The organism is Streptomyces cadmiisoli (genome assembly GCF_003261055.1).
Taxonomy (GTDB): Bacteria; Actinomycetota; Actinomycetes; order Streptomycetales; family Streptomycetaceae; genus Streptomyces; species Streptomyces cadmiisoli.
Genome location: NZ_CP030074.1, coordinates 44877 through 69065, shown reverse-complemented (window position 1 = coordinate 69065; position 24189 = coordinate 44877). Strand labels below are relative to the sequence as shown.

Sequence of the window (24189 nt, the reverse complement as noted above, 5' to 3'; positions counted from 1 at the left end):
TCCGCCCGCCGGCCGTGAAATGGCCCGGATTCTCCGCCGGGAAATGGTCCGCACCTCGCCGCGGCGGTCCGCATACGGTCGGGGCCATGACGGCAACAGCACCCGCCCCGATCAGCGTCAGCGTCTTCCTCTCCGCCGGTGACCTCACCGAGCGCTACACCCGGCCGGCCCGCGAGTTCGCGGAGCTGCTCGGCGAGCGCGGTCACACACTGGTGTGGGGCGGTTCCGACACCGGGTTGATGAAGGTCGTCGCCGACGGTGTGCGGGCGCGGGGAGGGCGGCTGACCGGGATCTCCGTCGGCTTTCTCCGCAAGTGGGCCCGGGAGGACGCCGATGAGATGACGTTCGCCGAGGATCTCGCCGAACGGAAGGCCCTGCTGCTCGGCCGGGGCGACGCGGTGGTGGTGATGCCCGGGGGAGTGGGCACGCTGGACGAGGTGACCGAGGTCCTGGAGCTGAAGAAGCACGGACTGTACGGCAGGCCCGTGGTGCTGTTGAACACGGAAGGTTTCTACGACGGGTTGATCCGCCAGCTCCGGCACATGGACGAACAGGGATTCCTGCCGCTGCCCCTCGCGGAGCTGCTGTTCGTCGCCGACACCGGCGCCGAGGCACTCGAACTCCTGGAGAAGCACGTCGGAGCCGAAAAGGCGCCCGAGGCAGTGCCGCATTCCGCCTGAGGGTCCCACCGGCCGTGGCCGTGTGCCGAGCAAGCCGGTACGACGGGCCCGGCACGGGCGGGCACGGGCGGGCCAATTGCTCAACCCGCTGTGCATTGGCGACCGCACACGCCCGCCGGACAGCCGCTGAACAGCGCTCATCACCAGGAGTGACCCTCCGGCTACCGGACGCGGGAAACCTGGCCCCCCGAGGTGCCGTCTTAGGCGGCGCAACCGCGTTCCCGGGCGACGGGTGACAGCAGAGCGGCAGTGAGCCGGCTCGGACCCGCCTTCGAGGAACGCACGAGGGGGAGGCGCGTGACCGAGCGAAGCCGGCGAACCCGGGCGGCACACAGGGCTCCTGACCCGCCGCGACGTGGCACGGTCAGGTGGGCACGCCTCGTCGCCGCGGTCGTGGTGGGCGCTCTCCTGGCAGCCGCGGCCGTGGTCGGGTACGGCTACCTCAGCGTGGAGAACAGCAGAAAGACCGTGGATCTCGACAAGGCACTGGGCACCGAGCGGCCGCGGAACGTCGACAACGGCTCGCTGGACATCCTGCTCCTCGGGTCCGACTCACGTGCCGGCGACAACTCCGCGTACGGCCGGGACGAGGGATCCTCCCGCTCCGACACCGCGATGCTGGTGCACCTGCGGGAAGGGCGTAAGAGCGCGACCGTGGTGTCCATACCGAGGGACACGCTGGTCCACCGGCCCCGGTGCACGGGCCGCGGCGGAGGAACGGTGGCGGCGCAGGACCGGGCGATGTTCAACTCGGCGTACGAGGTCGGGGGTCCCGCGTGCGCCGTCAAGACCGTGGAGCACCTGTCCGGCATCCGCCTCGACCACTACCTCGAGGTGGAGTTCTCCGGATTCAAGGACATCGTGAACGCGCTGGGCGGGGTCGAACTCACCACCACCCGACGCGTCGTGGACTCGGACAGCCGCATCGACCTGCCCGCGGGCAGGCACAAGCTGAACGGTGAGCAGGCGCTGGCCCTGGCCCGCACCCGAAAAGGGGTGGGGGACGGCAGCGACCTGGGCCGGATCGAGATACAGCAGGCGGTGTTCACCGCCCTGCTCGCCCGGGTCGAGAAGGTGGGCGTGTTCACCGACCCGACGGAGTTGTACGAACTCGCCCGGATCAGCGCCCGGTCGGTCACGACCGACGAGCGCCTCGCGTCGACACGCGCGCTGATCGAGTTCGGGAGGGGCCTGAAGGGACTCGACCCCGACAAGGTCCGCTTCCTCACCCTGCCGGTCGCCCTGGACACCCTGGACCCCAACCGGGTCGTGCCGCTGGAGAAGCAGAGCCGGCGGCTGTGGCAGGCGCTCAGGCTGGACCGGCCCGTTCCCGGCGACATCGAACGCCACGCGGGGGCGGCCCGGAACCAGGACGTCATCAAGACGGATGACGAACCCGCACGCTGAAAACGGCTCCTGCGCCGGCGTGCATCGAATCTCGGCCGGACGTCCGGAATTGCTCAGTTCCCCGGCGCGATTCACCTCGGCCGGATCGACTTCCCGAAATGGACGCTGCCTCATCAGCCGGGCAGAACATCAAGAATTCCCATCCGGCGAAAGCCGCTGCGGGGAACGTCCGGTGAAATCGTCCCCTTTCTCCAACCGCGGAAGTCGCTAGCACGGCATATCCGCGAAGTCAATTGTGGCCGGCGTCAATTCTGCAGCGCCGTCGGCCGGGGATCCTCATTCCCCGCAGATACCTCTTCCGCGATGACCCCTTGACGTGCCGGCCAGGCGGAGGAGCGAAACATGCGGATGGGAACCCGTGGGCGAATAGCCACTGTCGTCCTGACGATAGTGGCGGCGATGGTGGTGGCCGCGGCGTGGACCGAAGGAAGCCGGCGCGGCGGACAGGAAACCGGCTCGGCCTCGCGCCCGACGGCTGCCGCACACAACGACGAGGTGAAACCTTCTGCCTCCGCTGCACGCGACACGGAGGACGCCGGACCGAAGGAACGGAACAACGAGCCGAAACCGCCGCCCTCACCGACGAATTCGCCGCCTTCGCCGAAGCCGGTAAGCGAGGAACTCAGCCGCTCGTCGGAGGGCGGTCCGAAAGCGGTGAACATCACCATCGACGACGGACCGCATCCGCAATTCACGCCGCGGATGCTGGACGTCCTCGCGGAGTACGGGGCAAAGGCGACGTTCTGTGTCGTGGGCTCGGAAGCCCGCAGGTATCCCGGACTGGTGAAGCGGATCGTCGCCGAGGGGCATCGCCTGTGCAACCACGCCGCCTCGCACGACTCCACCATGGACAAGAAGTCGAGGTCCTATCAGGCGAAGGAGATCCTCGACGGGGCACGGGCCATCACCGAGGCCTCCGGCGGCGTCCCGCCGCTGTACTACCGCGCACCGGGAGGAGCTTTCACGGCATACAGCCGGAAGCTGGCCGCACAGCACGGTATGCGACCGCTGGGCTGGAGCGTGGACGCCCGTGACTGGGAACTGCCCGGTGTGGACGTCCTGGTGAGACGGGTGCAGTCGCAGCTCGCCAACGGGCCGACCGTGCTCCTCCACGACGGGGGCGGCGACCGCGCCCAGTCCGTCGAGGCGCTGCGCCGGCTGCTGCCGTGGATCGAGCAGCGGGACCGCACCTTCGGCTTCCCGACGCGCTGACCGGGATGACACCCACCGCTCGAGAGAGGCGGTCGGAGCACCGTCGCGCCTCATCGATACCCCGGGCCTTTGATGGGCCCTTCACCCTCACCTTGCTTAGCCTATCGAGATTCGATAGATTTCCATCGCTGCTCGATTGAAAGGGTGAAGTGATGGGACAGCTGACAGTGCTGGCACTGCGCGTCGTACTGGGGGCGCTGCTGGCCGGATCGGTGTTCGTGCAGACGGTGATGGTGCCGCTGCTGGCCATCGACATGCGAGGGCTCGACGCGGAGGTCGCCCATCTGCGCACCCCGGTCCTCGTGATCGTGGTCCTGGGCGTGGCCGCGGTCCAGGTCGTCCTGGCCTGCGTGTGGCGGCTGGTGACGATGGTGCGACGCGGAACGGTGTTCTCCCACGCCGCCTTCCGCTACGTGCACATCGTGATCGGCGCGATCGTCGCTGCCGCGACACTGGTGTTCACACTCGGGGTGGTTCTCGCACCCGGCGAAGCCGTCCCCCCGGGCATCGTCCTGCTGATCGGCGGTCTCGGCCTCGCCGCCCTCGGGGTCGCCCTTGTCGTCCTCGTCCTGCGCATGCTGCTCGCCCAGGCCGTCGCACGCGACGTCGAGGCCAGCCGGATGCGGGCCGAGCTGGACGTGGTGATCTGATGCCGATCGCCGTCGACATCGACGTGATGCTCGCCAAGCGGAAGATGTCCGTGGGCGAACTCGCGGAACGTGTCGGGATCACACCCGCCAACCTCGCGGTCCTGAAGAACGGCCGCGCCAAGGCGGTGCGCTTCTCCACCCTGGCCGCCCTGTGCGAGGTGCTCCAGTGCCAGCCAGGGGACCTGCTGCGCTGGGAGGGCGAGAGCGGCCCGGACACCTGACCGGGACGCCGGACCCGCCGCGCGATCCGGGCCGGGCCCGGGTGTCGCTCATCGCCGACAGGGGTAGCGGATGTCCCCGGGCGCGAAGCGGGCCCGGGTCGACGACGGGAGGCGCCGGCCGGGCTCGCGGGGTCCGCCCGCCCCGCATCGGCCCGAGGGCGGTGCGGGCGGGGTCTGTCCTGCTACCGGCGCGATCGGCGCCGCTCCTGGTAGTAGGCGGCCTTCTCCTCCGCGCGGCAGCGCCGGCACTCGCACGGCGGCCATCCGGCATCGGCGAGCGGGCCGAGGCCGTCGCTGCTGCCGAAGGACTTGTGGTCGTCCCATGTGACGCCGCTGTCACGGGACACCTGAAGGGTCAGCAGGGGCACGGTCGCGATCTGCGGCAGCTTCTCCGGGCGGGGCAGGAACTCGGACCAGCGCGTAGAGCCAGGACTTGGCCCGGAGCGCCGGCGGCCCTCGGCGATCAGTCCGCCTCGTCGCGTCCCCGCAGTTCCTCCCGGTAGGCGTGCGCCATCGTCGTCGCCCGGGTGAACCAGTCCGTGAGGACGGCGATCTCCTCGGGCGAGTAGTCGGCGAAGAGCGTGCCGAGGCGGGCGTAGTACGGCTCGTACAGGGCGTAGACACGCGCGACCGCGTCCGGCTGCGCGGACACCCGCACGCGGCGGCGGTCGTGCGGGTCGGGGCGGCGGGTGACGTAGCCGGCGCGTTCGAGACGGTTGAGGATGCCGGTCACCGCGCCCGTCGTGACATGGACGCGGGTGGCCAGGTCGCCCGCGGTGAGCAGGTTCTCTCCGGCCTGGAGGACATAGGCGAAGCAGGTCAGGTCGGTGACGTTGAGGCCCAGGCGCTGGGCCATCTCCTGCTGGCCGACCAGGCTGGCCGCGATGAGGTCGTCCATCGCCGACAGCGCCTCGGCGGCCGTGGCGGGAGGGCGGGTCGGCGGCTGGGCTGTCATCGAAGGCTGCTTCCTCTGTGTCCGCGCTGCTTCTTGCTGGGTCCCTTGATATCTGCTTTCGATTTCTCTTACCTTGTAAGATATTAGGCACTGCAACTTCTTAGATCGTGAGGTTTCTATGTCGCTGTACGACGAGGGGCATACCGTCGCCGGCTGGACCGGGGTCGCCGTCACAGCCGTCGGAAGCTCCGTGGCGGGCGTCGGCGTGTGCGTCGTCTCGGGCGCCCTCATAGGGCTCGGGCTGGCGATCGTCGCACTGGGCGCCCTGATCACCTGGGGTCTGCACCTGGCGGGGTGGGGCAAACCGCCGGGAGTGCGACCGCGCGAGGAGTGGGGCATGCGGGTACGGGATCCGCACGCGCGGGCCGGGCACCCGGAGTGCCTCGGATGCCGCCTCGCGGGCCGCGGGCGCCGGAACGAACGGCCCGTGCCGGTTCCGGCCCCGACCGCGGGGGCCGATCGCGCGGGCACGGACGCCCGCGGCGCCGACGCGGTGGGCGCGGGGGCCCGCCCGGACCTGGCACGGGAGACGACCTGACCGGCGCCCGGCCACGAGGGGGAAGCCTCCGGCGCCGGGATCAGGACAGACCCGTGTGCCACCGGAGGCCGGCTCGATCGAGGCGGCCCGCCGCCGACGACTGAGCCGGGGACGCCCGCACCGGCCCCACTCCTCGCATGGGGCCGGAACCCCCGGGTCGACGGGCGCACCCTGGGTAGGGTCACGACGTGACTCGGAAGAAGCACCCCAAGGCCGCTCCCGCGCCGCGCACCCGGACACCGGCGGCAGCCGCCGGGTTCCTCGCGGCGCAGGAGATCACGACGACGGAATGCCGCGGGTGCGGCAGCCAGGTGTCGGGCGTGAACGGACGCTACGCCTGCGGTGTCTGCGGTTGGACGAACCCCTGGCACGAGGGACATCAGGACCTTCCCACGGCCGAGGCCGACCCCGACTGGCCCGGCCGCAAGCGCGGTTCCTGAGGCACCGGTCCGCCGCCTCCGCAGCCTGGACCGGACGGCCGAAGCCCTCGCCGGGAGCAACGCGTGTGGGGCAGTTGCTGGACGCTGAGGCGATGCACGGGCGTTGAGCGCCTGTGCGCCCCGCAGACCCCCTTCCCCGGCACCGGCCGCGCCGCGCACGGTCCCATACATGGCGGATACAGGCGAAAGCCAGGAATGCGTCGGCCGTGGTGACGGGACCCGCTGCCCGTACGGCGCCACACTCGATCCGGACATCGGACCGCCGGAGTACCGGTGCGACGACTGCCGGCACCACTACGAGCTGGACTGCACCGAGCCATGGCGCCGGGCGGACGAGGACGACGTGCTGACCCGGCCCACGGGCGATCCGGGCGAGCCCGGAACAGGGACCGCGGCATAGGACGCCCGAAGACCTGCGACCCGAAAGGGGCGTCCGTCCGGGTACTGCGACACCGCCGGGCGCGAATGTCCCGGGCCCGGCACCGCACCTGTGCTCCCGTGATACCGAGCGCCGCGCACCGGCCCGGCGCACACCCGCGGAGGTCACGAGGTGCGGCGCTGGCGAGCTCTGATGGTCCTGGGGACGGCACAGTTCCTGATGGTTCTGGACACGTCGGTGATGAACGTGTCGATCAGCCAGCTGGTGGAGGACTTCGACACGGACGTCACCGCCATCCAGGGCGTCATCACCCTCTACACCCTGGTCATGGCCGCCTTCATGATCACCGGCGGGAAGCTGGGCGACATGCTGGGACGGCGCCGCACGTTCGCGCTCGGCCTGGCCGTGTACGGCGTCGGATCCGCGCTCACCGCGGTGGCCCCGGCCCTGTGGACCCTCGTCCTCGGCTGGTCCGTCATCGAAGGGCTCGGCGCGTCGCTGGTCCTGCCCGCCCTCGCCGCCCTGGTGGCCGGAGCGTACCGAGGCAGGGACCGGGCCGTCGCCTACGGGGTCATCGGCGGCCTGGCCGGAGCGGGCATCGCGGTGGGACCACTGGTCGGCGGCTGGGTGACGACGTACCTGACGTGGCGGCTGGTCTTCGCCGGTGAAGTCGTGCTGGTCGTGGCCATGCTGTGCTGCATCAAGTGGATTCCCGACGAACCGCGCACCGGTCCGCGCATCCGGCTCGACGCCGTCGGCGCCGTCCTGTCGGCGCTGGGGCTCGCACTCGTGGTGCTCGGCGTCCTGCAGAGCAGTACGTGGGGATGGCTGCGGCCCCGGAACTCCCCCGTCACCGTCTTCGGCTTCTCCCTCACCCTCTTCGTCATCGCGGCCGGCATCGCCGTCCTGTGGCTGTTCCGGGAATGGGAGAGACGCGAGGAGACCCGGGAACGCGAACCCCTCATCCGGTTCTCTCTGCTCACCGTGCCGCCGCTGCGCGCGGGCCTGACCATGCTGCTCAACCAGAACCTCATCCTGCTCGGCCTGTTCTTCACCATCCCGCTGTACCTCCAGGTCGTGCAGGGCTACAACGCCTTCGAGACCGGCCTGCAACTCCTGCCGGTGTCCGCCACCATGCTGGTGTCCGCCATGAGCGGGCCCCTCATCGGACGGTTCGCCGGGCCCCGCACGGTGGTACGACTCGCCCTCCTGGTGCTGCTCGCGGCGATCCTGTGGCTGCTCGCCACGGTCGAGCCGCAGATCGACACACAGTCCTTCGCCTGGGCGATGGGCCTGCTCGGACTCGGCATGGGCCTGCTCGCCTCCCAACTGGGCAACGTGACCCAGTCCGCCGTGGGGGAGAGCGCCCGCAGCGAGGTCGGCGGCCTGCAGTACACCGCGCAGAACCTCGGCTCCTCCCTGGGCACAGCGCTCATCGGATCGCTGCTGATCGGGGCCCTGGTCAACGCCTTCACGACCCGGATCGAGGACAACCCCGCCATCTCACAGGCGGCACGGGAACAGACCGGCATCGCCCTCCAGGCCGGAGTCAGCTTCGTCAGCACCGACCACGTACGAGCCGCCACCCAACGCGCCGACCTGCCACCGGCGGAGGCCGACGCGATCGTCGACGCGTACGCCGACGCGCAGATCCAGGCACTCAAGGCAGCCGTCCTGGCCACGGCGGCGGTAACCCTGGCGGGTTTCCCCTTCACCCGCCACCTGCCGAGAAGGAAGCTGGGCGAACGCCAACAACCCACCACAGCGGGTTCCCCCTGAACCCGCGGCCATGGCGTTTGCGCACGCAATCCCCGTATGGCACAGGTGCCTTCCTCCCGGCCGCGACCGGACTCTTGCCATCCTTGTCCGTGTACGCCGCCCGACAACCGCCGCAGCACACGTATCGAGGAGCGTTCCGCCTCATGACGGAAGGCGCCGCTGATCGCGTTCGTAAGCTGAACCTCTACCGCCGCACTCCGATCTCGTCGCTGCCGGACGGAAGACGATCGAGGTGCGGGTGAAGTACCCCCACCTCGAAGCCCTCGGCGCGCTCGCCGTCCGGATCGAGCTGCTGCCTCAGTAGGCCGGCCCCACGGTTCCCACCCGAGCCGACCGCAGGGCATCCCGGCAGCTTTCGCATCAGCGCCGCGCCCCTCTCCCGCACCCCGCCGGACGGCCCGAGGGCGCGCCACGCCCATGTCGTGGTTGGGACATGTCGCGGTTGCGCCAACTGGGAGTCGCGTCAGCGTCGCGAGCCTCTCGCGCACCCCGCTCGACCGCTTGAGGGCAGCGCGTGTCGGAGTTAGGACATGTCGCGGTTGCGCCATCTCAATTCGTAGACGCCTTCGAACTCTTCCACGCATGATCGGCCGGGTTGTGAATTGCAGGTGGACGAAGGGCTCTAACTCATGTCTTCAAGAAGCCGCCTCAGAGCGGCGATAGCGGCGGGGCTGGTACTGGTCGCCGGAGGTGTGCCGGCCGTGGCCACGGCGCAGTCGGCTCCTGCCGGTGCCGCCGCACGTCCCACCGCCGCGACGAAGGGCTCATCCGCCACGGTGCGGCTGATCACGGGTGACCGGGTGACCGTGACGACGCTGCCCGGGGGGCGGCGCGTCGTGTCGGTCGAGCCCGGACCCGGCCGCGAACACATGCCGTTCAAGCGGATCGAGGGCGACGACAAGGCGCTGACGGTCATGCCGTTCGACGCCGAGCCGCTGGTGTCGGCCGGCGCTCTGGACCGTCGGCTGTTCGACGTGACGGCCCTGATCGAGGACGGCTTCGACGAGGCCCACACCTCCGCGCTGCCGCTGATCGTCTCCTCGCTGCCGGAGCCGTCGCGGGCGGGTGCCCGTGTCACGGATCGGGCGGCGAAGGCCGCGGCGTCGACCGCCGACCGCCTGGTGGCGCTCAACTCCGGCAAGGCGCCCGCCCGCAGCCTGGAGAGCATCGACGCCCGTTCGGTGCGGGTCGCCGGCCAGGACCTGGCTGCCTTCTGGAAGACGCTGAACCCGGGCAAGAAGTCGGACGCCGCGCGCGCCGAGGTCACCCCGCGGATCGCGCTGGACGGCAAGGTGGAGGCGGTGCTGGACCGCAGCACCGCGCAGATCAACGCCCCGGCCGCGTGGAAGGCCGGTTACGAGGGCCAGGGCGTCAAGGTCGCCGTGCTGGACACCGGCATCGACGCGAACCACCGCGACCTCGCCGACCGGATCGCGGGCGCGAAGGACTTCTCCGGCAGCGGCAACACCGGCGACCACTTCGGTCACGGCACGCACGTCGCCTCGACCGTCGCCGGCACCGGTGCCGCGTCCGGCGGGACCCGCCGCGGTGTCGCGCCCAAGGCCGACCTGCTGATCGGCAAGGTCCTCGACGACAACGGCTACGGCTCCGAGTCGGGGATCATCGACGGCATGGAGTGGGCGGCCGACGAGGGCGCCAAGGTCGTCAACATGAGCCTCGGCGCGGACGTCCGCACCGATGGCACCGACCCGATGAGCGTCGCCCTCAACGCCCTGACCGAGTCCACCGACACACTCTTCGTCGTCGCCGCGGGCAACTCGGGCCCGGGCCAGTACTCCGTCGGCACGCCCGGCGCCGCCGACGCCGCCCTCACTGTCGGTGCCGTCGACCGCGACGACACCCTCGCCTCCTTCTCCAGCCGCGGCCCCCGCTACGGCGACGACACCGTCAAGCCCGATGTGACCGCCCCCGGCGTCGGCATCATCGCCGCCCGCGCGGCCGGCACCTCGCTGGGCACCCCGGTCAACGCCGACTACATCGCGCTCGACGGCACCTCGATGGCGACCCCGCACGTCGCCGGCGCCGCCGCGCTGCTGGCCCAGCAGCACCCCGACTGGAGCGCGCAGCAGCTCAAGGACGCGCTGATCAGCACCTCCCACACGGTCGCCGGCACCAAGGTGACCGAGCAGGGCGGCGGCCGCGTCGACCTGGCCACGGCCACCGGCCCGCTCACCGCCACCGGCACCCTCGCGCTGCCCGCGGTGGACCTCGGCGAGGAGAGCGGACCGCGCCAGGCGGCGACCGTCCGCTACACCAACACCGGCGACAAGCCGCTGACGCTGTCCCTGTCCGTCAAGCTGGCCACCAACTCCGGCCGCGCGCTCGCGGACGGCGTCGTCAGCGTCGACTCCGGCACCGTGCAGGTGGCACCCGGCGCGACCGCGCAGGTCCCGCTGAGCACCGACACCGCGCAGGCGGTCCGCGGCCGGTACTTCGGCTACGTCACCGCGAAGTCAGCCGACGGCACCGTGCTCGCCCACACCACCGTCTCCCTCGCGGTGCACGCCCCCAAGCACCGGCTGACCGTCGTCTTCCGCGACCGCGACGGCGAGGTCGTCCCCGGTGCGTATGCGCAGATCTGGGGCGCCGACGGCGTGGTGGACTTCACGGACCCGCACGCGGGCGTCGCCTTCGTGGAAGAGGGCACGTACCAGATCAGCGGTGGCTTCTACGAGAGCGGCGAGGACGGCACCGCCAGGTACGGTGACGTCGTCGTCCCCGAGGCCAAGGTCACCAAGGACATGACGGTGACGCTGAACGCCGCCGAGGCGCGCGAGGTGAAGGTCAACACGCCCCGCCCCGCCGAGCGGTACGGCATCCTCGACGCCGTCTACTACCGCCAGATCGACGGGAACGTCCGCAACGTCGGCACCATGATCTGGCCCACGGACCACTACTACACCAACGCCACCGCCCCGGTCACCGACGGCGCCTTCGAGTTCAGCCTGCGTACGCAGATGAAGGCCCCCGAACTCCGGGCGAAGGTCTCCGGCCGTCCGCTGGAGCTCACCCCCTCCTACGACCCGATGTCGCCGCCCTTCAGCGACAAGGGCGTCCGGCTGACCGCCGCGGACGCCGGCACGGCGCAGGCGCCCAGCTTCCGCGGCGTGCGCGGCAAGCTGGCCGTCGTACGGGACGACTACTCGGGCGGCTACGACAGCGCCGCACTCGAACGTGCCGCGCTGGACGCGGGCGCCGAGGCGCTGATGGTGGTGTATCCCGCGGGTGTCAGCTACCGCGCCGAATGGCTGCCGGTGCGTGAGCGGCTGGTCCTGCCCGTCCTGCGCGCCTCCTCGGCGGACGGCGCGGCCCTGCTGGAGCGGGTGAGGAAGGGCACCACGAAGGTGGAGTTCTCCGGCACCGTGCGCAGCCCGTACATGTACGACCTGGCGCTCACCAAGAGCGCCGTCCCCGCGCAGGCGGTCTTCAACGTCTCGGAGCGGGACACGGCACAGGTGAGCGGCCGCTACACCCGCACCGGCGCCCCGACCTGGGCGAGCGAGCAGCGCTTCGCCTGGCGGCCCTACCAGAACGTCGCGTTCTACGGGTACGACCGCTACGTCCCGGTGGGACAGGAGCGCGTCGAGTACGTGAGCACCGGCGACACGCAGTGGCAGCACGCCGTCGCGTACGGCCCCGTCGACCAGCTCGCCTCGCCGCTGCAGGGCGGCATGCGCGACGACCTGCACACCTACCGGCCCGGTCAGCGCACCACGGAGGACTGGTACCGAGCCGTCGTCCGTCCGTCGATCCCGCGCGGTGGGCACCTGCCGTCGGTGCGCGACGGAAACAACCTGGCCGTGTACGTCTCGGACTTCAACGACTCCTCCGAGACCGTCCACTGGTCCCACGCCCAGTTCGGCGGCGTCAGCGACAAGTCCGAGGCGGTGCTGTACCGCAACGGGAAGCAGATCGCGGAGTCCGGCCAGGGCGCATGGGCCAACTTCGAGGTGCCGGCGGGCAACGCCGAGTACCGCCTCGACCTGGCCACCAGCCGCGCCTCCGACAACTGGCGCTTCGGCACCGGCACGCGCACCTCGTGGACGTTCCGCTCGGACACGACCAGCACCAAGACCGTGCTGCCGATGCTCCAGCTCGACTACGACGTACCGGTCGACCTGCGCAACGCGGTGGGCTCGCAGCGCAAGCACACCCTCGGCCTGGGTGTCCGCATGCAGGACGGCCTGGCCGCCCCGAGCGGGGTGAAGCTCAAGGTCGAGGCGTCGTACGACGACGGCAAGAGCTGGACCCGGGCCACCACGGCCCGCAAGGGCAGCGGCTTCACCGCCACCGTCGAGCGGCCCTCGCGCGTCCACGGTGACGCGTACGTGACGCTGCGGGTGACCGCGACCGACGCGGCCGGCAACAGCGTCCAGCAGACGGTCGACCGCGCCTACCAGCACCGCGGCGCCTGAACCGCACAGTAATCACACCGCGGCCCGACCCGGCCGCAGCAGCACGGCGGGTGTCAGAGGCCTCAGGCCCCTGGCACCCGCCGTGTCATGTCTCGTGGTCGAGCGTCACCCGCGCATCACGAGAGCTGCGCCCACTCCTCGTCCGTGGCCATGGCGGTGAGCTGCTCGACGGTCAGCACGGGTGTCGTACCGGCGGCCGGCCGGTCGATGTCGTCGGCGTTGTACGCGGTGACGGCGACCCGCAGCCCGCCCTCGCGCAGGGTGTCGGCCGACCAGGTGACCAGGCCGCTCGCGCTGTCCGTCTGCTTCGACGTGGCCAGCAGCGTTCCGTCCGACAGGCGGGTGGAACCGCCGAACAGCTGGTCCTTTGCCCAGGACATTCCCGTCTGCACGTTGACGTCGACACGGGAGGACGCCTTGCCGTCCGTCACCACGACGTAGGCGCTCTCGCCGTTCTGACCGCCTTGCGCGGTCACTTCGAACCCCGACGGCACCATCGCGACCACGGTCGCCCGGAGTTCGGCGGCGGTCAGACCCCGGACGCTGCCGATCGTCGGCTCGGGCTTGAAGACATTGCCCGTCGTGGTGACGCCGACGTAGGACACGACGGAGAAGACGGCGGCGACCGACAAGGTCAGGGCGCGGTCCTTCATGGTGCGGGGCAGCAGGAGCGAGACGAGGAGCAGCACCAGGATCAGGCCGGCTGCCTCGATCCAGTAGTTCAGCGCCCGTGCGTAGTAGATGGCTTCTCCGCCGCAGACGCCCGCGAAAGCGGCGGTCCCGACGATACGAAGCGTCCTGCTGCCGCCGGCGCGCGACCAGATGCCCGCCACACCGAAGAGAGGGCCGGCCACACAGGCCGCGACCAGCCAGACCAGGGGCCATTCGAGGTCGCCCATGCCGTCGCGCCCGAATTCGGCGTAACCGTAGTAGCCGATGACCAGGCCGACTTCGGTCAGCAGTCCGGTCACCGCGGCGACCAGGAGGGACACCCGGCCGGCGAAGACCGCGCCGACGGCGAAGGCGGCGGCCGACCAGACCGCTCCGGAGTTGGCTGTCTGGTTGGAGTGCCCGGGAAGCCATCCCTGGGCGAGATTGGTGAGCACGCCGAGGGCGAGTCCCGCGGCGAGCCCCCACCCCGCCGCGGGGAGGGCCGGGGAGCGCGGTACGGAGAGAGCGGTCGGCGTGGTCGTCGCCATGATGTCCGATCGATCGGTGCGAGTACGTCAAGAGGTGCCTGAAGTCGCCGTCGCGGTCGCCGGGTCGCCGACGCCCGGTCGCCGGCACGGGATGCCGGTGCGCCGTACGGCGGCGCAAGCCCTTGCTCCGGCCTCGGGACGTCACACACCTTTCCATAGCCGCCATGGGTATTGATTAGATTATGCACTAACCAACACGTCGGTGCCGACACCGGGACGCGTAGCGCTCGACGCTTCGCCGCCGGCCCGCCACGAGGTCCTCAGGGCTGGGCGGGGGTCATGGTGGCGATCTCCTTTCCGTGCTGGTCGTAGAGGGCGACGCTGTTGACGGCGAGGGCGTCGTGGAGGCGGACGTCGGTGTACCAGACGCCCCAGCCGGGCTCACCGGCCAGCCGGACCACGGAAGCGGTGACCTTGCCGTCGCTGGTGTCGACGACGACACGGCCGGCGTCATCGGTCCCCGTGTACACCCCGGACAGGAAGTAGCGGTCGCCGAGGATTTCCGCCTGCAGCCCCACGCGAGGCCGGGGAATCTCGATGTCGCTCTCGCCCACGCTCCGGAACTGCTGGTCCATCTCCGGTGTCGACCAGTGCTTGCCGTCAGCCGTCAGCCACAGCTCGACACCCGCCCCGGCCTCGACACGCTCGCCCGGCGCCACCACCCGCACGGTGTCCACAGCCGGGTTGTCCGGCGGCGTCGGATGGGCCGCGACCCTGTTCTGCTCCGCAGGCGCGTGATCGGGGAGGACGGCGCGGACGGTGAGGGCGGCCAGCGGAGCCAGCAGCAGGCCGCAACCGATCACCAGCCCCGCCGTGCGTCGGCGCCGCCTGGCACGGCCTGCCCGTTCGATGGCGGCCAGCGGCACGGGAGAAGGTGTGAGGCCATCGGCCACCTCGCTGAATGCGTCATGCAGTCGTTCGGCTTCATACCGAGGCTGAGGGGCGGGCCCAGAAGTCCGGGACATCAGCGCTTCGCTTCCTGGTCGGCTGGGTGGAGGGAGAGTTGGGGATGGGTGCGCAGGGCCTCCAGCCCGCGCCGGGCATGCGTCTTGACGGTGCCGACGGAGCAGTTCAGCACCTCGGCGATCTCCTGCTCGTTCATGTCCTCCCAGTAGCGCAGCACCACCACGGCACGCTGGCGGGCGGACAGCACCGCGAGGGCCTGGACGAGTACGGCGCTCTGCTCGACGGCCTCGGCGTGCCCGCCGTGCGACCGGTGCACCGACTCGGGCAGGAACGGCATGAGCAAGTGGGCGATACGTTTCTTGCGCACCCGGCTGATGTTGTTGTTGACCAGAGCCCGGCGTATGTAGGCGTTGACCTCGTCACGCGGGATCTTCCGCCACCGCGCGTACATCTTGGCCAACGTGGTCTGGACGAGGTCCTCGGCCTCGTGGAAATCGCCGGTGAGCATATGAGCCGTACGCACCAGGCGGGGCCAGGCCACGGTGGCGAACTCGGTGAAGTCGGCGTGGCTCTCGTGCGTCACGACAACGGATCCTTGAGGTTGGGGGGAGTTGGGGGAGCGCCGGCTGAATGGGGCCGGGGGCAGAGGCGAGGGCGAGGGCCGGACGGGTCCGGCCCTCGCCTAGGAGGTCACCTCTGAAAGGCCATCAGGGCCCAGGGCGCCTACGGGCGGGAGGGGGTGAGGGAGGCGATCTTCTTCCCGTGCTGGTCGTAGAGGGTGACGCTGTTGACGGCCAGGTCGTCGTGGAGGGGGACATCGGTGTACCAGACACCCCAGCCGGGCTTGCCGGCCAGCCGGATCACGGAGCCGGTGACCTTGCCGTCGCTGGTGTCGACGACGACCCGGACGGCGGTGTTCTTGGTCACGTAGATGCCGGAGAGGAAGTAGCGGTCGCCCAGGACCTCCGTCATCAGGCCGATGCTGGGCCTGCTCAGGTCGATGTTGCCGTCGACCACGCTGCGGAACTGGTAGTCCATCTCCGGGGTCGACCAGTGCTTGCCCTCCTCGGTCAGCCACAGCTCGACGCCTGCCCCGGCCTGGACACGCTCATCCGGCGCCACCACCCGCACCGACCCCGCGACACGTCCGGCCGCCTCGGCGGACCGGCTCTGAGCCTCGGCGGCGGCCGGCGCCCGCTCCGGCGCGACGGCCTGAGCCGCCGCCGGCACTGCCGCCAGCGCGGCTGCGACCACCACGGCGGCCACGCACTTCTTCGTTGTCGTCATCCGAGTCATGGATGCAGGACTCCTTGCGGATCGTTGCGAGCAATCGGGGTGGAGGGCGCCTCTCCACCCCTTGTAACTCCGTCCACCGCGCATCCCGATGACACGATCCGCCACCGACTGCCGAACACCGGCTCACCGGAGCGCCGTTGGCCCACCGACGGCGCGCAGCGCTTGCCAGCCGCAGCCCTCAGCTCCGGCCCGGCACACCACGGATCCGTTCAGACGACGGATGGTCGTCTCGGATCGGTCGGAGTCATGGCGTGCTCGTCGAAGAGCCGCTCAAGGGCTTCGTGGCCGTGCTCGCGGCGGTACGCCATCTCGGCCGCGGTGACCGGCAGAGCCCACAGGATGCGGGCATGACCGTCCGGCAGCGGGCAGCGCTCCAGCTCGGGCCGTGCAGGTAGGGAAGGCTGATCAGCAGGTGGTCGCAGCGGGACCCGGGCAGCCACGGCTCCCCGATGGGCAGACTGTGCTCGAGGTCGACGTGGTGAGAGGCGTGGTAGTAGGCGGTCATGGCCAGGAGATCGGCGAAACGCCGGTCGCGGACGGGCCCGGTGAGGATGAATTCCAGACCGTGGCCGTCCCTCTCGGCCGTGGCCCAGCAGCCGGCGGTGATGTAGGCCCAGCTGTCGGCGCGCGGTCCTGGGCTGACGGTGAGGATCCTCAAGTGCGGGACCGCTTCCCTTCGTCCAAGCCCCAGGTCGTAGTCGCCGACCGTGATTTCATGGCCGGCGAAGAAGCCGCGAACGTGGACCTCGACGCTCGCTGTCGCCCGCCGGCTGCGCTCGCACTCCGACATGGCGGAGAGGATCTCACGGGCCGGCCCAGGTACCGGAGTACGGCCGCAACCGGGTCGCGTCCGTGACACGCACGTCGGTCACAAGGTCACCACGGGTCAGGTGAAGCGCGTCCGCCCGGTCACGCTGACTGGTCCAGCAGTCGGCAGACGATGTCCTCGATGTCCAGGTGCTGCTTCTCTTCCCCTGGCGGCACGAGTTGATGGGTGCGTTCGAGGAACGTGTCGATCACCGTCGCGCAAGCCGCGACGACCTCCACCTCCGTTCCGGACCGCACCGAGATGAAGACCACCGTGGAGCCGAGGATCTCGGAGGGCCAGATCTGGACGTCGCCCGTACCGCTGAGCTCCTGCCGGCCGGCCGCCAGCAGTTCGCGGGCGAATTCCCACTTGTTGGGCGTGGCGGTGTCCACGTTGAACACCACGGACACCGCGTACGGGTCAGCGCTGTCGTACCGGAACCTCGTTCCGACACGCAGATACCCGTCCTCCCCGACCAGGCACACCATCGTCCGGCTCGTCACCCTTCCGCGCCGGCCGGTCGCACCCCCCGCGCCGTCGGCCTCCCGGCCCCTGTCACCCGTACGATCCGACCCGCCCTCGTCATGAGTGTCGAAGGCATCGCAGCCCGGCACCATCCGCTCCGATCTTCCCGCTCGCCGGCAGGCATTCATCAGACACGACCGGTCGAGTCCTGACGCGTCGACTAAATGATCATGAACAGCACCGATCGGCCACACGGATCATTGACCACGGCGGCACGGCCGGGTGTGACAAGAAGCGGGGTGTGTGTGACGCCTGTCTCCTTCGGCCCGCTTCATCGGAACGCCCGGGAACATCCGGACCGCGCGGCGAACAACTCCGGCCGACAGTGCGGGAGAAGGGGCGCGCCGCCCCGGCAACGCCGGCATCGGCGAGGTGGCGCGTCATGGTGACGCCGGCTGAGCCCAAGCCCCTGCAATCCGCCAATCCGCCAGAAGCTCAGCCGGCGCTCCACCATTTTTGCTCAGTTCAGGGCTTGGGACAGCACATCCGGGTGGCCTCAATGGTCCCTGGCCCAGTACGGCCAGCACAGGCACCCGGTGCGCAGCGGGCACCGGGTCGAGTTGGCGCCCATCTGTGGCGCTTGCCCGTAAAACGCCGAAGCCCCCCGGGGGGACATACACACCCCCGGAGGGCTCCAGCGCAGGGAGTCGCCGAGTTCGACGACGCCACCCCTACGACCCTTACGGCGTACGGTCAGCCAATGGCTATTCTCGGATGGGCGGACGGCGAGATCCAGTTCATGAACTGGTCCATGGTGGCCTTGGGCACAGAAACGCACCCGGCGGTCGCCCCGCTGCCATTGACGTGGAGAAAGATTCCCGCGCCGCGCCCGGGTACGGCAGGCCAGCGGTTGAAATTGACGACAAGCGCCTTCGCGTACTGAGTCGGATAGTTGATCAGACGTTCACTGCCACGTTCGCCCGCCTCCGTCAGCGGGAAGTCGGCACCCTCTTCGCTGTGCATGGAGTTGTAGAACTTCGACTCAGGGTCCTGAACCCACCAGTCGGTGCTCACGACTTTGCGGTACGGCATGGCGGTACCGCTCGACTCGACACCGAAGCCCTCCGTGATCGTGTACGTGCCGGACGGCGTCGTATATGTGCCCTGCTGCCGGGTCGCCCCGGCGGTCACGCCGTTCGAACCGACCCGGCCTGCCGTGGTGCTGAATTGCGCCTTCCACCCGGAGGATCCCTTGGCCCACGCCGTCACGGTGGCATAGGAACCGCTGGCCTTGACCGTTATCACCTGTGTGGCGTTGCCGACCTGCACGGGAACGGGAAAGTTCGGACCGCTCTCGCTCCCGGCGTCCGCGGCGGTGGAACCACTGCCCTGCCTGGTGCTGCTCCCGTCACCGGAGCGGCTCTGATCGGCGCTCGAGGACGCGGTGCCGGCGGCTGAGGGGGATGCCGAAGCGGAGGGGGATCTGGTGGCCGATGCCGATGATGTCGGCGATGCCTTCGCCTTGGCGGCTTCGGTTTCTGAGGCGAGGCTGGAGTCGGCGGGCTCCACGCCGACGCTGTCGGCTGCCTCGTCGCTCTTGTCGGAGCACCCCGTCAGGAGGAGTGCCCCGCCGACGGTGGCTGCGACGACAATTCGACGAGATCGCGCGAACGGTGTGGACGTATGGGGCGTCACGTGTGTTCCTTACGGTCAAATTATTGGAGGCCGGAGGAGGACGCGTCATAGCCGTGGGGAACGGACCTGAGTGAGCCTTCGGTGAGGCGATGCTCGGGAGCATCCAAAGATTCGTGGTCCGGCAAGCACAGTCCCCGGGGCGAATGTCAGCGCTCAGGGCAGAGCACTGAGCCGGTGTGCCGTTGTCGCATTGCTCAGCGATCCCGAGGCCAAATGGCCGCCCGGCACCAGTACATGCCTGTGAAGTGTGTTCCTGTGGCAGCTGTCGATGGCGTACTGGTTCAGCCAGGTGGACGAGACGCGTCCCTCACGCAGGAACCCGAGATGAGGGATCCCGCTTCCGTCTCAGCAAGTTGGAAGGCATGACAGTGCGGTCTTCTGGCGAGTACCAGCATCCATTCGTGTGGGCCTCTTGCCGACAGAGCCGCGGGATCTACCACGTACTCCCCGACTCCTGCACTGTCGCCGTGTCACGACGACAAGTGTTGCCGCAACTCAGGGCGGCGGAAGGCCTGATGGGGTGACCACAATAGGACGTGGACGAATGAGGCCAGCCCTCGGACCCACATTCCCCGCCGCGATACGCCGCCTCGCCGACCGCGCCGTGAACACGGCGACGGCAGTGACGGTTACGCTGCACCAACCAGCAGTTCCGCGAGCCCTCAGGGGGACGACCGTGACCGCCACACCCTTCGACCCACGCGCACTGCTCGCCGAGAGCCGCCTCGGCGTCCTCGCAACCATCAAGGCGGACGGCCGCCCCCAGCTCTCCCCCGTCATGCCCTACTACGACCGCGACGCCGACGTCCTGTACGTCTCGATGACCGAAGGGCGCGCCAAGACGGTGAACCTGCGCCGCGACCCACGCGCGGCACTCGAGGTCACCAGCCCCGACGGCTGGTCGTGGGCCACAGCCGAAGGCACGGCCCGCCTCGTCGGACCGGGCACCGACCCGCACGGTCCCGAGGTCGAGGCACTGGTGGAGTACTACCGCAGGGCCGCCGGGGAACACCCCGACTGGAACGAGTACCGGTCGGTGATGGTCTCCGACCGCCGGGTACTGATGACCATGCCGGTCGACCACGTGTACGGCGCGACGATCCGCTGAGGCCAGCACCCACGGACGGCGAAGTGCTCAGGGGCCGCGCCGAACGGGTCGCCGGTGAATGCCAGGATGGGTGCGGAATTGTGTTCCCGCACTCCGGATGACCGGCACCTCACAACAAGGGACGCGACATGGCAACCGGAACCACCGAAAGCCCCGCAACCCTCTATGGGCCCCTCTCACTTGGCTTCGGCGTCGTCGCGCTGATCGCCGCGTTCTTCCTCGGCTTCTTCGGCATCCTGGCCGGCAGCCTTGCGATCACCTTCGGCATTCTCGGGCTGATCGGCACGGTCAACAGGACCCAGTGCGCCATCGGCCTCACCACCGGCGCCATCGGCGTGCTCTACCCGCTCTCCTTCCTACTCGTCTTCACCGGCGGCTTCTGACTACCTCGCCCGCTTTCGGGCGTGGCTGTTCTGGGTTCTGTTCTGGGTTCAAGGCGGACGCGGTGGCGTTCGGCGGCCCAGGTCCGGCCCACGGAGGCATGCCGACCGGGTTCTCCGAGCCCTTCCGCTGGCTGACGGATCCGTTCACGGCCTTGGCACGCATGCCTCTGAGGCGCCAGCCCGTGGATCGGGGACGCGGCCAGGCTCCCCAGCGCCTGGCCGCCGCCGGCGCCTACCGTGGCGTGAGTCTGCCGCGTTTGAGGTGCAGTACCTCGTCGCACCCGACCGCGATGTACGGGAGCGAGTCGCGCCGATCACGAACTCGCCGTCGCCGTGCGCGAGTTCGGGGAACCCCGCGATGATCCCGGCGGCCGAGTCCTGGTCGAGGCGCCGCCACGGCCGCGGCCTCACCCTTGTCCGCTCCATCACCCGCGCACACGGCGGCACCGCCTCCGCCACAGCCCGCCCCGATGGTGGCCTCGTGGTCAGCGTTCGACTCCCCGGCACCACCACGTGACAGCGGTCCCCGAGCCGGGGAACGCACGACGGGCCGGACGCCTCAAGGCTCGACGACGATGGTGCCTATGGCCGACTCCGGGCCGGGCCCATCAGGACGGTCGACCTTCCACCAGCCCAGCACGTCCTGGTATTCCGGCTGGGGAATGGCACGTCCTTCGACAGTCATCAACCGCCCCTGCCACGCCTGCGCGTAGCGCGCTCGGACCGAATAGGTGCCGGGCTCGTCGGGAACGACGATGTCGCACGCCACGTTCACCCACTCGGCCGGACCCGGGTTCTCCTCCGCCATCGCTTCGACAGCCGTGCCCCGATTGACCACCCGCAGCGAGCCCCCGCTGCGCTGCTTACCGTTCCAGACCGACGCCTGGGCGCGATCCTCGCCGGCCAACCCGACGATCACCTGGTTGATGGCGCCGCCGCACTCGGAGCAGTCATGGAGCAGATCGAAACTGACCTCGTGCGTCCCGCCTCCGCGGACGCGTACCACGTTGCCCTGGCCATCGATCTTCACGTTGCGGATCCTGAACCGAATCCCTTTTCCGCCCCCGTACGGCTCGACCATTTCGGCGGCGGGTGACGGGAGTTGTTCGTGGTGGGCTTCGGCCCAGTCGGGTCCGAGGTGGGTGCCGACGATTCCCGACGGTGTCACCAGACGGTAGTAGTGACGGTTGGGGAGTTCTGCATCGCCGAGGAACACGTAGTCGGCCTGGAAGTGCTGGCTGGCGCCGCCGTGTGGAGGGGCCAGGAAGAGGGGGCTTCCCTCGGCCGGGGCCTCCACTGCGAGCCGGGAGCCGGCGGACAGGATGCGGTACCGGCCGTACCGCTCCCACGTGTCGGTCTCCGTGTACGTTCCTTGGGGGGACACGCGCTGAACGATGAACCGCTGGCTGTCGCCCGGCCGGGGTTCGGCGTGAATCACACGGGCGTCGGCCCCCTCTCCGACGACGTCCCACACCGTGCCGGAGTGCCGGGCGGAGATTCGGTGCCCACCGTCCTGCGACGCGTCCAGCGCGAATGCCACCCACGGCGCCATCGGCAGCCCCTGGGCCCAGACTCCGGCCATGACCGCTGTGCCCGCCCCGGGAACCGACTCCTGGGCCCGCGAACCGTCCTGTGGGTAGTCCAGGCGGGCGGCGAGAGCAGTAGCGTCGTCAAGACTGATGTGCGGGCTCAGCGTCCGGACGACCCGCTCGGTGAGGGGCCGCAACGCGATCACATGGCCGATTGCCTCGGACCGGGTCAGACCGGTCCGGGGCCACGTGACTTCTGCCAGAGAAGCCCCGCGCACGTACTCCGTTCCCAGCACGAGCTGTTCCGGACGCGGGCTGATCAGGTCCGACAGCAGCTCGAAGACTTCGGGCTCCAGCCGGGCCGCCTCAGCGTCGTCCATGCGGGCTTCATCCGTCATGGCGCCGTAACCGTCCACGAAGCTCACCCGCCGCCATGTCTTGTCGGCTGGTGTACGCCACATGGCGAACACCAGCGCTGCATAGGTGCCATCCTTCTCGCGGAGCCAGGAGTGAGCGGAGTTGCTGCGATAGCAACCGCGCAGGGCGGTCGGCAGATGCGCGGTCAGGGCGTCCTGGAGTTCGTCCTCGCCCAGCGACTGCTCATCCACGTCGTAGCCGAGGACGAGGCATCCGGCGTCGGAAAAGTGCACGTCGACGAGACGGCACTCCACATGCCCGGCCGAGAGAGTCAGACAGGACTCGTGTCCGTCCCAGCGTTCCAGCCTGTAGCCACCGTACTCCCAGGTGTCCGGCTCGTGGATCCCGTCGATCAGAGCGAGCGCCCGCGCACGGTCGAGCAGTTCCGGTACCGAGGGCGTCAGGTGTTCAGCCTTGAGATCGTTCATGTGCGCACCCAACCACGCGGCACTGACACGACCGGCGACAGCCGAATCTTCAATCCCCGCTGGTACCAACTCGTCGGCGGTCGGCCCCGGGTACTGACCGCGCCGCGGCACGATCCCCTCCTGGCCTGGGCAGGAACGCCACGACACCGTTGCGTGGTCCGCGGCGGGAACCGGCGTCTCGCTGGGTCCCGGATCGGACGTCCGGCACGGTCGCGGTGCCTACTCGTCCGCACCCATCTGCTCACCGGCCTTGAGCACTTGACCTCGGCGCACGCCGCGACGACCGGCTCCGCGGAGGAGAGCCGAACGACGACCAGTCCGCCGGCGTGACCTACGCCGCCAGTTCCACCGCGCCGGCCAGACCCGCCCTCAGTGCTCCCCACCTGCTGTGACGGCGTACTCCGTGAACCGGCCACAAGCGGAGAAGCCGAGACGGCGGTAGACGGGTTCACCGTCCACCGACGCCTGGAGGACCGCCGTGCGGTATCCCTCGTCGTACGCAGTCCGCAGGCCGGCCAGGGTGATGGCGCCGCCGTAGCCGCGGCGGCGGTCCGCGGTGAGGGTCGCGATGTTGTAGATCCCGGCGACCTCCGCGTGCAGAAAGACCTCAGCGGAACAGACTGGACGGCCGTGGATGTATCCGACGAGGTATCGGGCGGCGCATCCGGGTTCCAGGGCCAACTGGGCGGCGTCGCCGAAGAACCGGCGCACTGTCGCGGCGGGCGGGTCCCAGTTCGCCGCCAGAACCGCCGCGTAGTCGGCGAGTTGCTCCGGGGTGCTCACCCGGACGATGTCCAAGCCGACTGCCGGGCCATCAGGCAGTCCTGCGGACAGGTCTTTCCACATGCCCGTCTCGGTCTCGGAAGCCTCAAGGCCCGCGCCCGTCAGGACGGTGGAGATGCCGTGCGGGGTGGAAGCCGGGCCGACCCACCAGGAGAAGGGGCGGCCGGTCCCGCTCAGTGCACCCAGCACTTCCGCCACCCGCGCGCGAGCGGTCCGCTCGGAGAAGCGAGCCGCGGCAACGATATTGAAGGTGTCGTCATCGAGCCCGCTGTCGGCGATCAGGAGGTCGTCCGCTTCCGTGACCCGCGCGTCCTTCATACGACGATGCAGGTGGCAAGCGTGCTCCGCCAGGTTCCGCTCCATCCTGACCAGCAGGTCCTGATCACCGTGAACAGCAGCATTCCGCGCATCCATGGAGATCATCACACCACATGCGCCCGCTGCTCCGGAGGGGCCGGAGCCGAGTGCGCCGGCT

At 69.9% G+C, this 24189-nt stretch carries 23 protein-coding genes and 1 pseudogene; 13 read left to right on the top strand and 11 right to left on the bottom strand.

Features of this window, described 5'->3' with window-relative positions; all coding sequences use genetic code 11:
• Window positions 1-110 precede the first annotated feature (110 nt).
• From DN051_RS41155 to DN051_RS41135, 5 genes are all read left to right on the top strand, one after another.
• A complete protein-coding gene (locus DN051_RS41155) occupies window positions 111-680 on the top strand; it encodes an LOG family protein (protein ID WP_112443358.1) in 570 nt (189 codons plus the stop codon).
• Window positions 681-977: 297 nt separating this feature from the next.
• The gene (locus DN051_RS41150; protein WP_053758850.1) at window positions 978-2087 is read left to right on the top strand and encodes an LCP family protein; all 1110 of its coding nucleotides are present in this window, start codon (window positions 978-980) and stop codon (window positions 2085-2087) included.
• 342 nt (window positions 2088-2429) lie between these two features.
• A complete protein-coding gene (locus DN051_RS41145) occupies window positions 2430-3299 on the top strand; it encodes a polysaccharide deacetylase family protein (protein ID WP_425471814.1) in 870 nt (289 codons plus the stop codon).
• A gap of 152 nt (window positions 3300-3451) precedes the next feature.
• Window positions 3452-3949 carry a DUF2975 domain-containing protein gene (locus DN051_RS41140; RefSeq protein WP_112442933.1) on the top strand — a complete coding sequence of 166 codons (498 nt, stop codon included), beginning with the start codon at window positions 3452-3454 and terminating at the stop codon, window positions 3947-3949.
• Entirely contained in the window at window positions 3949-4170 is a 222-nt protein-coding gene (locus DN051_RS41135) for a helix-turn-helix domain-containing protein (RefSeq protein WP_112442931.1), read from the top strand. The genes DN051_RS41140 and DN051_RS41135 overlap by 1 nt, the downstream gene beginning before the upstream one ends.
• 182 nt (window positions 4171-4352) lie before the next feature.
• Here the strand turns inward: DN051_RS41135 and DN051_RS41130 are convergent, their stop codons facing one another.
• Both DN051_RS41130 and DN051_RS41125 read right to left on the bottom strand, forming a co-directional pair.
• On the bottom strand, window positions 4353-4538 hold the full coding sequence (locus DN051_RS41130) for a hypothetical protein (protein WP_053758854.1): 186 nt from the start codon (window positions 4536-4538) through the stop codon (window positions 4353-4355).
• Window positions 4539-4633: 95 nt separating this feature from the next.
• The gene (locus tag DN051_RS41125; RefSeq protein ID WP_053758855.1) at window positions 4634-5125 is read right to left on the bottom strand and encodes a MarR family winged helix-turn-helix transcriptional regulator; all 492 of its coding nucleotides are present in this window, start codon (window positions 5123-5125) and stop codon (window positions 4634-4636) included.
• 118 nt (window positions 5126-5243) lie between these two features.
• On the opposite strand from DN051_RS41125, the gene DN051_RS41120 reads away from it, so the two are divergent.
• From DN051_RS41120 to DN051_RS41095, 6 genes and pseudogenes are all read left to right on the top strand, one after another.
• Window positions 5244-5663, top strand: a complete 420-nt coding sequence (locus DN051_RS41120; RefSeq protein WP_053758856.1) for an HGxxPAAW family protein — start codon at window positions 5244-5246, stop codon at window positions 5661-5663.
• Window positions 5664-5851: 188 nt separating this feature from the next.
• The gene (locus DN051_RS41115) at window positions 5852-6103 is read left to right on the top strand and encodes a hypothetical protein (RefSeq protein ID WP_053758857.1); all 252 of its coding nucleotides are present in this window, start codon (window positions 5852-5854) and stop codon (window positions 6101-6103) included.
• A 169-nt stretch (window positions 6104-6272) separates the two neighbouring features.
• The gene (locus DN051_RS41110; protein WP_053758858.1) at window positions 6273-6503 is read left to right on the top strand and encodes a hypothetical protein; all 231 of its coding nucleotides are present in this window, start codon (window positions 6273-6275) and stop codon (window positions 6501-6503) included.
• 150 nt (window positions 6504-6653) lie between these two features.
• Entirely contained in the window at window positions 6654-8261 is a 1608-nt protein-coding gene (locus DN051_RS41105) for an MFS transporter (protein WP_112442929.1), read from the top strand.
• A gap of 143 nt (window positions 8262-8404) precedes the next feature.
• Window positions 8405-8532 (top strand): annotated as a pseudogene (locus DN051_RS46990) (ASCH domain-containing protein); the annotation flags it as partial.
• A 358-nt stretch (window positions 8533-8890) separates the two neighbouring features.
• On the top strand, window positions 8891-12697 hold the full coding sequence (locus DN051_RS41095; protein WP_112442927.1) for a S8 family serine peptidase: 3807 nt from the start codon (window positions 8891-8893) through the stop codon (window positions 12695-12697).
• Window positions 12698-12813: 116 nt separating this feature from the next.
• On the opposite strand, the gene DN051_RS46035 is transcribed toward DN051_RS41095, so the two are convergent.
• The 7 genes from DN051_RS46035 to DN051_RS41060 form a co-directional block, all read right to left on the bottom strand.
• Complete coding sequence (locus tag DN051_RS46035; RefSeq protein ID WP_199315040.1) at window positions 12814-13896, bottom strand: DUF6518 family protein; 1083 nt, start codon at window positions 13894-13896, stop codon at window positions 12814-12816.
• Window positions 13897-14156: 260 nt separating this feature from the next.
• Window positions 14157-14762 carry a hypothetical protein gene (locus DN051_RS41085; protein WP_112442925.1) on the bottom strand — a complete coding sequence of 202 codons (606 nt, stop codon included), beginning with the start codon at window positions 14760-14762 and terminating at the stop codon, window positions 14157-14159.
• Between the two features lie 98 nt (window positions 14763-14860).
• Entirely contained in the window at window positions 14861-15385 is a 525-nt protein-coding gene (locus tag DN051_RS41080) for a SigE family RNA polymerase sigma factor (protein WP_053758862.1), read from the bottom strand.
• Window positions 15386-15525: 140 nt separating this feature from the next.
• Window positions 15526-16098 carry a hypothetical protein gene (locus DN051_RS41075; RefSeq protein WP_159054030.1) on the bottom strand — a complete coding sequence of 191 codons (573 nt, stop codon included), beginning with the start codon at window positions 16096-16098 and terminating at the stop codon, window positions 15526-15528.
• Between the two features lie 209 nt (window positions 16099-16307).
• Window positions 16308-16538 (bottom strand): suppressor of fused domain protein, encoded by a 231-nt coding sequence (locus DN051_RS46985; RefSeq protein ID WP_246041257.1) that lies wholly within the window; start codon window positions 16536-16538, stop codon window positions 16308-16310.
• Between the two features lie 469 nt (window positions 16539-17007).
• Window positions 17008-17409 carry an SsgA family sporulation/cell division regulator gene (locus tag DN051_RS41065; protein WP_162625165.1) on the bottom strand — a complete coding sequence of 134 codons (402 nt, stop codon included), beginning with the start codon at window positions 17407-17409 and terminating at the stop codon, window positions 17008-17010.
• A 715-nt stretch (window positions 17410-18124) separates the two neighbouring features.
• Window positions 18125-19066 carry a L,D-transpeptidase family protein gene (locus DN051_RS41060; protein ID WP_053758865.1) on the bottom strand — a complete coding sequence of 314 codons (942 nt, stop codon included), beginning with the start codon at window positions 19064-19066 and terminating at the stop codon, window positions 18125-18127.
• Window positions 19067-19742: 676 nt separating this feature from the next.
• Between DN051_RS41060 and DN051_RS41055 the strand changes: the two genes are divergently transcribed.
• Both DN051_RS41055 and DN051_RS41050 read left to right on the top strand, forming a co-directional pair.
• The gene (locus DN051_RS41055) at window positions 19743-20174 is read left to right on the top strand and encodes a PPOX class F420-dependent oxidoreductase (RefSeq protein ID WP_053758866.1); all 432 of its coding nucleotides are present in this window, start codon (window positions 19743-19745) and stop codon (window positions 20172-20174) included.
• Between the two features lie 128 nt (window positions 20175-20302).
• A complete protein-coding gene (locus tag DN051_RS41050) occupies window positions 20303-20557 on the top strand; it encodes a hypothetical protein (protein WP_053758867.1) in 255 nt (84 codons plus the stop codon).
• A 559-nt stretch (window positions 20558-21116) separates the two neighbouring features.
• Here DN051_RS41050 and DN051_RS46975 read toward each other — a convergent pair.
• Together DN051_RS46975 and DN051_RS41035 are read right to left on the bottom strand one after the other, a co-directional pair.
• Window positions 21117-23042 (bottom strand): RICIN domain-containing protein, encoded by a 1926-nt coding sequence (locus tag DN051_RS46975; protein WP_246041256.1) that lies wholly within the window; start codon window positions 23040-23042, stop codon window positions 21117-21119.
• A 258-nt stretch (window positions 23043-23300) separates the two neighbouring features.
• Window positions 23301-24077 carry a GNAT family N-acetyltransferase gene (locus tag DN051_RS41035; protein WP_112442921.1) on the bottom strand — a complete coding sequence of 259 codons (777 nt, stop codon included), beginning with the start codon at window positions 24075-24077 and terminating at the stop codon, window positions 23301-23303.
• Between the last annotated feature and the right edge of the window lie 112 nt (window positions 24078-24189).